Consider the following 11,784-nt stretch of genomic DNA (forward strand, 5'->3'; position numbering starts at 1 on the left):
ACCGCCACCGTCGGTGCCGTGGCCGTCGCCGTTCTCCACCACGCCGATGCCGTTCTCGGGGCCGACGCCGTTCCACAGTTTCGGCACCGAGGACGATCCGCTGTACGACCCCGATCCGGAACACGACCCGATCCGTCGCGCCGAGGTGCTGCGGGCGGTCGAGGACGTCCTGGTGGCGGAGGACCACCTGAACCTGGTCGCCGCCGTCGAACGACTGATGAGGACCATCCGATGACCCGGACGGACAGCCCCGGCCCAGCGCCGTTCGACATCGCCGTCGTCGGGCTCGGCATCCTGGGCGTACGGCACATCACCGCCGAGACCACGGACGTCATCCGCCGGTGTTCCCGCGTCTTCCTGGTGGACGCGACGTTCGGCGTCGAGGAGCACCTCAGGACCCTCAACCCGAACGTGACGAGTCTGCTGCACCTCTACGGACTCGGTAAGCCCCGGCTGGGTTCATACCAGAGCATGGCCGCCGCCGTGGTGTCGGCGGCGGTCGAGGAGTCACCGGTCTGCTTCGCCACCTACGGCCATCCGCAGATGTACTGCCATCCCACCGCGCTGATCCGCAACGCCGGAAAGCTGCTCGGGCTCCGGGTCGACGTACTCGCGGGGGTCTCGTCCCTGGACACCCTCCTCATCGACGTCGGATACGACATCTCGGCGCACGGCCTGCAGATCTACGACGCCACCGACATCGTCCTGCGGCAGCGCCCGCTCCAGAACGACGTCGCCTGTGTGCTGTGGCAGACGACCACGTTCGCCGACCCCACCTTCCGACTGGCGGTGCCGGACGCAGAACGGCTCAGCCGGCTCCGGGACCATCTCCTGCGGTTCTACCCACCCGAGCACCGCGTGTTCGTCGTCTTCTCCCGGACCCATCCCGCGCTTGAGCCGGTGGTGACGGGACACCGGTTGTCGCACCTGGCCGAGGCCCTGTCGTCCGGACCGCAGTCCGGGACGCTCTTCATCCCACCCGTGCACAGCCGGCCGGCCACCGACAGCCAGATCATCGAGGTGCTCCGGGACGCGTACCAGGACGGGCCATGACCGACCGGACCGTCGACGACTCCGGGGCGGATCCGGGACGCCAGTTCACCGCGTACGCCCTGCACGACGGGGGCCCGCGCATCGACACCGCCGGGTTGATGCGGGACTGGATGACGCAGACCAGGGACCGGTTCGCCTACCGCTGCCTGCCGATGCTGATCGCCAACCAGAGCGGCTGGCTGATCCTCAACGACGCCCCGTTCACGGCCCGATGGACGGGCGGCGAGTCGACGGCTGCGGTCACCGTCGACTACGACGGCGGCGAGGAGCCCCGGTACGCGGCCAGCCACTTCGGCTACGGAATCCTCACCTGGACGGTCGGCTACCTGTTCCGGACGCCGCCCGGCTTCAACCTGCACGTACGCGGGCCGGCAAACTACCTCAAGGACGCGATCCAGCCGCTGGAAGGAGTGGTGGAGGCCGACTGGGCGAGTGCGCCGTTCACCATGAACTGGAGGTTCACCAGACGGGACGTCCCGGTACGGTTCGAGGCGGACGAACCGATCTGCATGATCCATCCGGTCCGGCGTGCCGACCTCGAACAGTTCCAGCCGCGGCTCCGCCGGCTCGCCGACGACCCTGAAGTGCGCGACCGGTACCGGCACTTCCAGCGGCAACGCGGCGAGTTCCTGGCCACGCAGACGTCCGGCACGCCGACCCGCCAGGACACCGACTGGGAGAAACACTACCTACTCGGCGTCCACGCGGACGGCGAGCGCACCGTGGACACGCACCAGCGACGACGCCTACTGGATCCGTTCGTCGAGGACGGCTGACGGGCGGGGCGGTCAGCGACCCGGAAGCGGCACCCGCGACCAGTCGATGTCCGAGCCGAGGTAGAAGCTCGGGTACGACGGCTGGTTGTAGGTCGTCTGCTGCCGTGCCACCTCGACCCGGTACTGCGGGTCGTGCATCAGGGTGTACAGCTTCCGGTCGGTGACCTCGGTGCTGAGATGGATCCGGATCGCCGAACTGTCGACGGTCCGGGTCAGCAGTTCCTCACGCCAGTCGCCGAGGACGTCCGCGACCAGGCCCGGGTTGCCCTTCGTTCCGTTGTTGGTCCGGGTGCCCTCGGCGGTGAGCAGCCGGCCGCGCTGCCAGTCGTCGATGGTCGGAGTCACCTCCTGGGCGCCACCCACGATCTGGGTGGTCATGTCCGCCGCCCACCTGATGCTCTGGTTGGTGCCCGGGATGTTCGTGCCGAGCAGGTCGCCGTCGGCCGTACGCAGACCGGGTCCGGTGGGCGCACCGACGACGGTCGACGCCCAGGTCTCCAGCCCCGGCTCGGCGGGTACGACGTCGCCGACCATGCCCCGGCCGGTGTCGACGCCGGTGTAGCCGCCGTAGATCACCTCGCCGGTCGCGGCGTCCCGGAGCGCGTACCCGTACGGGGCACCGCTCGCGCCCTCGTGCACCATGAAGATCTCCAGGCCCGGACGGTTCGGGTCGATGTCGGTGACGTGCAACGCGTCGCCGTGCCCGAGCTTCGCCATCGCGCCGGGGTTGGCGCTACCCGGCGGGAGCACGTCGTACGAGCTGTAGAGCAGGCTCCCGTCGTGGTCGATGGTCGCGCCGCCGTACACGATCTCCTGTTTTCCGTCCGCGTCGACGTCGGCCACGCTCAGCGAGTGCGCGCCCTGGGTGGTGAGGGTGCCGTACTCGGGATCGGTGCCCTCCCGGCCGTGCGGGCCGTCGTTGAACGGGTTCGTCATCGGCACCCAGCCGCTGTCGACGTACCAGTCCTCGCGCAGCCGCCGGCCGTCCCAGCGGTAGGCCACCAGGGTCGCCCGGGTGTAGTAGCCCCGGGCGAAGATCGCCGACGGATGCCGGCCGTCCAGGTACGCCACCCCGGCCAGGAACCGGTCGACCCGGTTGGCCGGCTCGATCCGGCTCATCGCGTAGTCGCCCCACATGAGCCCGTCGTCGTGCCGACCGGGCTTGTACCGGATGGTCTCCAGCTCGCGACCGCTGGCACCGTCGAACACGGTGAGGTATTCCGGCCCGTCGACGATGAAGCCCTGGAAGGAGCGGAGCGCGTTGCGGGTGCTGCGTGCCGGGGCGTAGACGTCGATGAAGTAGTCGGTCAGCGCCTCGGCGTCGGTGCGGGAGAGCGGGTACTGGTACGTCGGCGCGATGCCGAAGGCCTGCTCCAGGGTTGCCGGCCAGCGCCCGGCCAGCACCTCCGGGTGCCGGTGCCAGCCGAGAAACAGTTCGACGAGCTTCTCCCGGTACGCCGTCGGCGTCAGCCGGTAGTCGTCGGTGTGCGAGTAGCCGGCCCGGACGTCCTCCCGGGGCATCGTGATGTACCGCTCGCTGGCGACGGCACCGGTCCGGTCGTACCGGGTGATCTTCGTACCGGGCGCCGTCTTGAACATCATCTCGCTGCGGCCGTCGCCGTCGAAGTCGTAGACCAGGAACTGGGTGTAGTGGGCACCGGCGCGGATGTTGACGCCGAGCGAGATGCGGTGCAGCAGGGTGCCGTCGAGCGTGTAGGTGTCGATGAACACCGGGCCGGTGTAGCCGACCTGGGAGACGTCCTTGGAGTTCGACGGATCCCACTTGACGACGTACTCGTAGGTCCCGTCTCCGTCGACGTCGCCGACGCTGATGTCGTTGGCCGAGTAGGTGTACGCCTCGCCGACCGGGGTGACGCCGTCGGCGGGCTTGCGCAGCGGAAGGTCCCGGTGTCCGCCGGCCCACGGCGACACCGCCGGGCTGCGGTCGACCTCGCGGCCCCGGGCCACGGCCGCGACCCGGTACGAGGCGGCGGGCGTACCGGCCCGGTCGAGGTAGTTGGTGCTGTCGGTGACGGTCGCGATCCGCCGCCCGTCCCGGTAGACGTGGAAGTTCGCGCCGGTCAGACCGGTGCTGGTTCGCCCGGAGACCTCGCCGGCGAGCAGCCGCCAACTGAGGAACACGCCCTCGCCGGAGGCGGCGGCGACCAGCCCACGGTCGAGGTGTTCGAGCGCGGGACCCTTCGGGTTGGGTCCACCTCCGGCCGGCTTCGCCGCGACCGCCGCCGGGCCGCCGACCAGCAGGGCGGTCGCCGATGCGCAGGCCACGAGCGCCGCCGCGAGCCGCGCGGGCGCAGGACGTCTTCCGGTACGAGGTCCCATCGATTTCTCCTGGTGTCACGTGCCGGCCGCCCCGGTCCACGGTGCAGGCGCGAAAATGAAACGATACAATCGACCGAACATTATGGATGTCCGCGATTGTTGTCAAGACGCGTTCCACGACACCCCGCCAGCCCGAGCCGACGTATGCCCGGTTTGCCCGTCAATCCACCTCGGAAAGCTCGTCGACAGGGTCGAGCAGCGCGCGACGCTCGGGGTCGGAGTGGACGAGGGCGGCGGGAAGTCGCTCGGCGAGCGCCGGGCCGGCCGGTACCCGGTACGGATCGACGGCTTCCGCGATCAGGGCTTGCCCGCCCGACGACGGGCAAGCCCTGCAGGCTGGCAGACGCCGACCAGAGGCATCACGCCGAGCCGGGGCCGGTTACGCCTTCGCGGCGGGTTCCGCGTCCCGGTCCGATCCGGTCTCGAGGGCAACCGGCGCCGTATCGGTGACGCCCGCCGTATCGGCATCGGCATCGGCACCGTCGCCGGTACCGTGGCTGGCGACCGGCGCCACCGAGGCTTCCGGCGCCACCGAGGCTTCCGGCGCCACCGAGGCTTCCGGCGGCGCCGAGCCTTCCGCCACCGCCGAGGCTTCCGGCGTCACCGGGACCTCCGGCGCCTCGACGGCCGCTACGGCCTCGCCGGACTCCTCCCCGGCTGCCTCGTCCCGGTCGGTGGTGTCCTCCGCACCGGGCCGGACGGCCGGGCCGGACGCCTCGGGGCTGGGCCAGCTGAACTCGATTTCGACCGATATCTCCCCGTCCTCGCGCTCGATCTCCAGCTCACAGTGGACCTGGTCGGCGACGGCGACCGTACCGGCCGCGCCGTAGAAGATCTGCGCGCCGGACTCCAACTGACTGGCCAGCTGACGCAGCCACGCGGCCAGATCGGCTCGCGACACCGTACGGGCGTCCTCGTAGATTTCCATGGCCGACATGCTCGCATTCCATACAGGACTGGGCCGGACGGGGCTGGTGTGGCCGGTCCCGGCCGCACCGCCCCCGTCGACGTCCGTCCGGCAGCAGACCTAACTCGTGTAGTGGCGCACCGCGACGACCTCGCCCGGCAGCCTGTTGTTCTCCTCGGCGGTCGGCGCGGGTGGGTCCGGCTCGACCTCGGCAGTTCGCGGCTCGAACGCCTCGAACGCCTCGGCGGCTCGCGGCTCGAACACCTCGGCGGCTCGCGGCTCGAACACCTCGGCGGCTCGCGGCTCAGGCGCCTCGTCAACGGTTTGCTCGGCCTCCGGCCGGACCGCGACCATCCGGTACTCTCCGGTCTCGCCGCTGATCGCCGCGGCCGCCATCACCGCCGCGGCGGCCCGGTCCGCCACCCGCTTCGCCTCGCGCTGCACCCGGGCCCGTACCTCGACCGCGTGCCGTTCGGCGGCCTCGGCCGCCCGGCGGGCCTCGTCGAGCCGGTTGAGCTGACCGGTCAGCTCCTGCCTGATCTCGCCGAACCGTTGCTGCAACTGGGCGACCGCGTTCTCGGCCATCGCCCCGTCCTGGCGGGTCTGCGCGAGCCGCTGCTGCGCCGTCTCCTGCGCGGCCTGCAGCTGGGCCAACGACTGCTGGCGCGACTCAAGCTCCTCGATCACGACGGCGAGTTGCTGCTGGTGGACGGCCGCCTGCTCCTCGGCGTGCCGGCGTAGCTCGTTCGCGTACTGCTGCGCCTCGGCCCGGAGATTGGCGTTCTCCTGTTCGCCCCGCTCCTGCTGCCGAGCGAGTTCCGACTCGATGGCGGTACGCCGCTCGCCGACCTCCCGCTCCACGTTCGCCTGCCACTGCGCCAGCTCCTGCTGGGTCTGGGCGTGTGCCGCCTCGATCTCCTGCTGGATCTGCGCCCGCGCCGACTCCAGCATCCCCTCGGCCTCGGATCGGGCCTGCTCGACCTGCTGGACGCTCCGTTCGTTGATCCGCTTGGCCTCCTGCTCGGCGCGCTCCTGGGCGGCCTCGCCATCGGCCCTGCACCGGTCGGCCTGCTCCCGGGTCTCGGCGAGAAACCGCTCCGCCTCGGCCTGGTGCTCGGCCGCCCGCTGCCCGGCGGCTTCGATGATCGCCTCGGCCTGTTTCTCGGTCGTCGCCAGGATCTGGTCCACCATCGGGCCAAGGTCGCGGAACGACGCCCGGTCGAACTGCGGCGGCCGGTCACGCAGCTCGCTCAGCTCCGTCTGCATCTGCTTCAGGTGCGAGGTCAGGTTCTGGATGTGGTTGAACGCCTGGGCACGCTCGGCCGTCAGCTTCGAGATGTCGCTGGCCGCCTGCGCCACGTACTGGTCGACCTGCCGCTTGTCGTAACCGCGCAACGCGGACTCGAAGGTCGGTCGCGCGGACGTGTCCTCCTGTAGGTCGAACAGCTCCTGGCCTCGGGACATGCGCCATCCTCCATACGATCGTGAGCCCGGTACCGGCGTCTGGGCCAAGCCGCGGGGGGCTCAACCGGCGGATCATACCTGCCACCGACGGCGAATCCAGGATCCGGAACAATTTCTTGACCAGACCTGACCCGTCCCCCACCGCTACCGCGTCTGCGGACCACCTCCCCCCACCGCTACCGCGTCAGCAGGAGCACCTCCACCGCCGCGCGTCCGTCCCCGGCGACCAACCGATACGCCCAGTTGTTCAGCACCCGAGTCGCGGCGGCCGCCGGGCCCACCACCCGACCCGGCGGTGGGTCCCGGCCCGGCGGCCCACCGCGTCAGCGGCGTCGCCTCAGCCGATCGGCTCCGCACGGTGCAGCCGGATCGCGCTCCACGACACCCGGGGCAGGACGACGCGCAGGGTGCCGCCGTCGACCGTCACCCGCTCGACCGGTACCGGCGTGACCCGATCGGGCTGCTCGCGGGTGTTGGTGGCGCGCAGGTCGTCGTCGGTCAGGGTCCACGCCTCGGCCAGGCGGAGGTCGGTGTCGAACAGGTGCAGGTCGACCGTCAACTCCACGGACTCGGCCTGGTCGCGGTTGACCGCGAAGACCACCAGGTCGCCGGCCTCGCCGTCGTAGGTGGCGACGGCGTCGACCACGGCCACCTCGCCGTGCTTGGCGGTGTCGTACGTGGGCGAGGCGAGCCGGGTCTGCAGCACGCTCCCCCGGGCCAGCGCGGCGGTCTTGGCGAACGGATGGAAGATGGTCTGGCGCCATGCCGGCCCGCCCGGTTCGGTGCGGATCGGCGCGATCACGTTGACGAGCTGCGCCTGACAGGCGGCGGTGACCCGGTCGCTGTGCCGGAGCAGGGAGATCAACAGATTGCCGACGACCACGGCGTCCGCGACGTTGTACTCGTCCTCGATCACCCGGGGCGCCACCGGCCAGTCGGCGCTCGGCTCCTGGCCCTGGAAGCGGGACAGGTACCAGACGTTCCACTCGTCGAACGAAATGTTGATCTTCTTCTTGCTGCGCAGCCGGGCGCCCACACTGTCGGCGGTGGCCACGACGCTGTCCACGAAGTGGTCCATGTCGACGGCACTGGCCAGGAACGAGCCCAGGTCCCCGTCCAGCTCCTCGTAGTAGGCGTGGCAGGAGACGTAGTCCACCGAGTCGTAGGCATGCTCCAGCACCGTGGCTTCCCAGCTGCCGAAGGTCGGCATGGACGAGCCGGAGCTGCCGCAGGCCACCAGTTCCAGGCCCGGCTCGGCCGAGCGCAGCGCCCGCGCCGTGGCGGCGGCGAGCAGCCCGTACTCCTGGGCGGTCTTGTGCCCGGTCTGCCACGGCCCGTCCAGCTCGTTGCCGAGGCACCAGAGCGTGATCCCGTACGGCTTCGCCGCCCCGTTGGCCCGGCGCAACTCGGACAGCTGGGTGCCCTCGGGGTGATTGAGGTACTCGTGGACGTCGAGCGCCTCCTGGACGCCCCGGGTGCCGAGGTTCACCGCGTACATGATCTCGACGTCGGCCTTCGCCGCCCAGCGGGCGAACTCGTCGATGCCGACCTCGTTCGTCTCGATGCTGTGCCAGGCCAGGTCCCGCCGGCGGGGCCGCTGCGCCACCGGCCCGACGCCGTCCTCCCAGCGGTATCCGGAGACGAAGTTCCCGCCCGGATAGCGGACCATCGTGACGCCCAGTTCCCGGGTCAGGGCCAGTACGTCGGCACGGAACCCGTCCTCGTCCGCCTGCGGATGGTCCGGCTCGTAGATGCCGGTGTAGACGCACCGCCCCATGTGCTCTACGAAGGAGCCGAACGTGCGGCGGCTGACCGGTGCCACCACGGCAGCGGGATCGAGGACAACGGTTGCGGTGAGCATGGGTTCCCTTCGGTGCGGTGTCGCTTCGGAGATCGCGGCGGATTGCCGTCCCATCCCGGCACGACCTTTGCAGCGCTGCAAACAGCATGCACGGAGGCCCGATGGACGGCAAGAGGCAGCGTTTCCGAAACTCCGCCGGGGTCTAACCTCAGCCGGAGAACACGTCAGCGGAGAGGACCAGATGCGACGAGGACGAGAGGTCACGCTCCGCGACGTGGCGGAACTCGCCGGCGTGTCCAGCCGTACGGTCTCCAACGTGGTGAACGGCTACGCCAACGTCACCGAACGCACCCGGCTGCGGGTGCAGCGGGCCGTCGACCAACTCGGTTACCGGCCGAACGTACTGGCCCGGAACCTGGCGCAGGGTCGCTCGGGACAGATCGCCGTGGTGGTGCCCTACCTCGACACCCCGTACTTCTCCGAACTGCTCCAGAGCATCATCCGGGCGGCCCGGGTGCAGGGCTACAACGTGCTGATAGACCAGACCGACGGGGACCGCGACCACGAGCGGATGCTCGTCAACCACGGTTCCAGCCGGCTGCTGTTCGACGGGGTGATCTTCAGCCCGCTCGGCCTGTCCCAGGCCGCGCTGGCCGACCGCGACCCGACGCTGCCGCTGGTCATCCTCGGCGAACGGGTCAGCGACGGCACGTTCGACCACGTCGGGATCGACGACGTCGCCGCCTCCCGGCAGGCCACCGAACACCTGCTGGACCTCGGGCGCAGCCGGGTGGCCGCGATCGGCGACCAGCCGTACGAGACGGGCGAGGCGGCGCAGCTGCGTACCCGGGGGTTCAGGGAGGCACACGAACGCCGGAGCCTGGCGGTGCACGAGGAACTGATCATCCGTACGCCCCGGTTCAACCGGCCGGACGGTGCCGGCGCAATGGCCCACCTGCTCGACCTGGACCACCCGCCCGACGCGGTCTTCTGCTACAGCGACCTCGTGGCGCTGGGCGCGATACACACGCTGGTGTCGCGTGGCCTGCGGGTGCCGGAGGACGTGGCCGTGATCGGGTACGACGACATCGAGGACGGCGCGTACTCCAATCCGACCGTCACCACCATCTCGCCGGACAAGGAGATGATCGCGACCACCGCCGTCGAACGGCTGCTGCTGCGGATCGACAGCCGCACTCCTCCGCCGGGTCTCGAACTGCGGGCCCCGCACAAGCTGGTCGTCCGGGAAAGCACGGCCGGGCCGGCTCCCGGCAGACGGCGCGCCTGACAGGTGCCGGCCCTCCGCGCAGCCCGGGTCCGACCCGGGCCACGTACACCGGCCGCACCACCCCCGCAGACCAGTCCAGCAGGGCCGACCGACGTCCGAGCGGGCCGGACCGATCGGGTGGCGACCGGCGGCAGGTGACCGTGGCACGCTGAGCGGTGATGGACGTGCTGGAACGCGCCGGCGCGCTGGACGAGCTGGACGACCTGCTGGGGGCTAGCGCGGCCGAGGGACGGATCGCGATCGTCTCCGGCGAGGCGGGATCCGGCAAGTCGACACTGGTCGGCGTGTTCGCGGACACGGTCGCGGCGCACGGGCGGCTGGTCTGGGGCCGCTGTGACCCGCTGCTGACCCCGCGCGCGCTCGGGCCGCTGCACGACATCGGCCGCCAGGTCGGCGGCGCGCTCGCGGAACGGCTCGGCAGGGTCGACGCCGACCAGCGGCGGGACGGCGTGTTCGACGCCTTCCTCGACGTGCTCGACGGGCCCGGATCACGTCCGTGCCCGGTCGTGGTCATCGAGGACCTGCACTGGGCCGACGAGGCGACGCTGGACCTGCTGGGCTATCTGGGACGGCGACTGTCGCGGTGCCGCGCGCTGCTGGTGCTCACGTACCGCGAGGACGAGGTCGGCCCGCTGCACCCGCTGCATCGCGTACTCGCCGGTCTGCCGCGCGCGGTGACCCGGCGGCTGTCGCTCGCGCCGCTGTCCATGACGGCCGTCGCCCACCTCGCCCGGCACACCGGACGGTCCCCCGCCGACATCTACGAGGTGACCGGCGGCAATCCACTACTGGTCACGGAGGTGCTGGCATCGGCCGGCTCGGCGATCCCGGCAACCGTCACCGACCTGGTCCTCGGCCGCCTCGCCACGGTCTCCGCACCGGCGCGACAGGTCGCGGCACTGGTCTCGACGGTGCCCTCCGGAGCCGAGCCGGCGCTGCTCGACTCGTGTCCCGCGACGGCGGTGGAAGAGTGCCTGGCTCGTGGGGTGCTGGTGGCGGCGGGAGATCGGGTGGCCTTCCGGCACGAGCTGCTGCGCCGTGCGATGGAACAGTCACTGTCGCCGGTACGCCGAGCCGCCCTGCACGCGACGGTGCTGGCCGCCCTGACCCGGCGTCCCGGCGTCGACCCCGCCCGCCTGGTGCACCACGCACACCACGCCGACGACGCGGCGGCGGTACTGCACTGGGCGCCGGTGGCGGCCCGGCGAGCCACGGCGGTCCGGGCGTACCGGCAGGCCGCCGACCACTACGCCACCGCACTGCCGCGTTCGGTGGGGCTCGCCCCCGAGCACCGGGCGCACCTGCTGGAGTCCTACTCGTACGCGGCCTACCTCGCCGGCCTGGCCGAGGCGGCACTCGACGCCCGCCGGGAGGCGCTCGCGCTGCGCGAGGACACGGGCGACGTCGTACGGACCGGCGACGACCTGCGCTGGGTGTCCCGGCTCGCCTGGTGGACCGGGCGTACCGAGGAGGCCAGAGCCGTCGCCCGCCAGGCGATCCAGGTGCTGGGCGGAGTCCCGCCGGGACGGGAGCTGGCGATGGCCTACAGCAACCTGTCCCAGCTGCACATGCTCGCCAACGAGGAGGCCGAGGCGATCGAGTGGGGCGACCGCGCGCTCGCACTGGCCCGCGAATGCGACGACGTCGAAACGCAGGCCCACGCGCTCGTCAACGTCGGATCCGCGCGGTTGCAACGCGGCGAGGATCGCGGTGCGACCGAGTTGACGCGGGCGCACACGCTGGCGGCGGCGGCGGGACTCGACGACCATGCCGCGCGGGCGCTCGTCAACCTCGCGACGACGACCACCGACCGGTGGGACTTCGGTACCGCGCTCGACGTCCTCGACCGCGCCCTGCGGTTCACCTCGGCGCGGAACCTGGACGGGTACGCCCGGCACCTGCTCGGACACCGGGCGCGGATCCGGCTGGCGCAGGGCGACTGGAGCGCCGCCCACGCCGACGCCGAGCAGGCACTCGCCGGGGTCGACGCACCCGGCGTCAGCCTGGTGCCGGCGCTGGCCGTGCTGGGCAGCCTCAGGTCGCGCCGGGGAGAGCCGCAGGCGCGCGCCCTGCTGGAGAACGCGGCCACCCTGGCGCGGCGGGCGGGTGAGATCCAGTTCCTCGTGCCGGCCACGGCCGCGCTGGCCGAGCACAA

At 71.4% G+C, this 11,784-nt stretch carries 9 protein-coding genes; 5 read left to right on the forward strand and 4 right to left on the reverse strand.

Going from position 1 to position 11,784, the window contains the following annotated elements:
* The 3 genes from I0C86_RS34205 to I0C86_RS34215 all read left to right on the forward strand — a co-directional run.
* Positions 1-235: hypothetical protein (locus tag I0C86_RS34205; protein WP_230395254.1), on the forward strand; the 235-nt coding region annotated here is incomplete at its 5' end.
* Entirely contained in the window at positions 232-1,053 is an 822-nt protein-coding gene (locus tag I0C86_RS34210; RefSeq protein WP_196205449.1) for an SAM-dependent methyltransferase, read from the forward strand. The genes I0C86_RS34205 and I0C86_RS34210, both read left to right, overlap by 4 nt.
* Positions 1,050-1,829 (forward strand): DUF6065 family protein, encoded by a 780-nt coding sequence (locus I0C86_RS34215; RefSeq protein WP_230395255.1) that lies wholly within the window; start codon positions 1,050-1,052, stop codon positions 1,827-1,829. The genes I0C86_RS34210 and I0C86_RS34215 overlap by 4 nt, the downstream gene beginning before the upstream one ends.
* A gap of 12 nt (positions 1,830-1,841) precedes the next feature.
* Here I0C86_RS34215 and I0C86_RS34220 read toward each other — a convergent pair whose 3' ends face one another.
* The 4 genes from I0C86_RS34220 to arfA form a co-directional block, all read right to left on the reverse strand.
* Entirely contained in the window at positions 1,842-4,169 is a 2,328-nt protein-coding gene (locus I0C86_RS34220) for a rhamnogalacturonan lyase (RefSeq protein ID WP_196205450.1), read from the reverse strand.
* Positions 4,170-4,548: 379 nt separating this feature from the next.
* A complete protein-coding gene (locus I0C86_RS34225) occupies positions 4,549-5,097 on the reverse strand; it encodes an amphi-Trp domain-containing protein (protein ID WP_196205451.1) in 549 nt (182 codons plus the stop codon).
* A gap of 99 nt (positions 5,098-5,196) precedes the next feature.
* The gene (locus I0C86_RS34230) at positions 5,197-6,540 is read right to left on the reverse strand and encodes a DivIVA domain-containing protein (RefSeq protein WP_196205452.1); all 1,344 of its coding nucleotides are present in this window, start codon (positions 6,538-6,540) and stop codon (positions 5,197-5,199) included.
* 337 nt (positions 6,541-6,877) lie between these two features.
* Complete coding sequence (arfA, locus tag I0C86_RS34235; RefSeq protein ID WP_196205453.1) at positions 6,878-8,401, reverse strand: arabinosylfuranosidase ArfA; 1,524 nt, start codon at positions 8,399-8,401, stop codon at positions 6,878-6,880.
* A 181-nt stretch (positions 8,402-8,582) separates the two neighbouring features.
* Between arfA and I0C86_RS34240 the strand changes: the two genes are divergently transcribed.
* Both I0C86_RS34240 and I0C86_RS44795 read left to right on the forward strand, forming a co-directional pair.
* The gene (locus I0C86_RS34240) at positions 8,583-9,629 is read left to right on the forward strand and encodes a LacI family DNA-binding transcriptional regulator (RefSeq protein ID WP_196205454.1); all 1,047 of its coding nucleotides are present in this window, start codon (positions 8,583-8,585) and stop codon (positions 9,627-9,629) included.
* A 158-nt stretch (positions 9,630-9,787) separates the two neighbouring features.
* On the forward strand, positions 9,788-11,784 hold a 1,997-nt coding region (locus I0C86_RS44795; RefSeq protein ID WP_196205455.1), incomplete at its 3' end, for an ATP-binding protein.

The sequence above is a fragment of the Plantactinospora alkalitolerans genome, from assembly GCF_015690345.1.
GTDB classification, from domain to species: Bacteria; Actinomycetota; Actinomycetes; order Mycobacteriales; family Micromonosporaceae; genus Plantactinospora; species Plantactinospora alkalitolerans.

What these genes read in the sequence shown, in the direction of transcription:
- I0C86_RS34230 (WP_196205452.1), bottom strand. Translation starts at nt 6,540, where the DNA reads ATGTCCCGAGGCCAGGAGCTGTTCGACCTACAGGAGGACACGTCCGCG.
- arfA (WP_196205453.1), bottom strand. Translation starts at nt 8,401, where the DNA reads ATGCTCACCGCAACCGTTGTCCTCGATCCCGCTGCCGTGGTGGCACCG.
- I0C86_RS34225 (WP_196205451.1), bottom strand. Translation starts at nt 5,097, where the DNA reads ATGGAAATCTACGAGGACGCCCGTACGGTGTCGCGAGCCGATCTGGCC.
- I0C86_RS34210 (WP_196205449.1), top strand. Translation starts at nt 232, where the DNA reads ATGACCCGGACGGACAGCCCCGGCCCAGCGCCGTTCGACATCGCCGTC.
- I0C86_RS34215 (WP_230395255.1), top strand. Translation starts at nt 1,050, where the DNA reads ATGACCGACCGGACCGTCGACGACTCCGGGGCGGATCCGGGACGCCAG.
- I0C86_RS34220 (WP_196205450.1), bottom strand. Translation starts at nt 4,169, where the DNA reads ATGGGACCTCGTACCGGAAGACGTCCTGCGCCCGCGCGGCTCGCGGCG.
- I0C86_RS34240 (WP_196205454.1), top strand. Translation starts at nt 8,583, where the DNA reads ATGCGACGAGGACGAGAGGTCACGCTCCGCGACGTGGCGGAACTCGCC.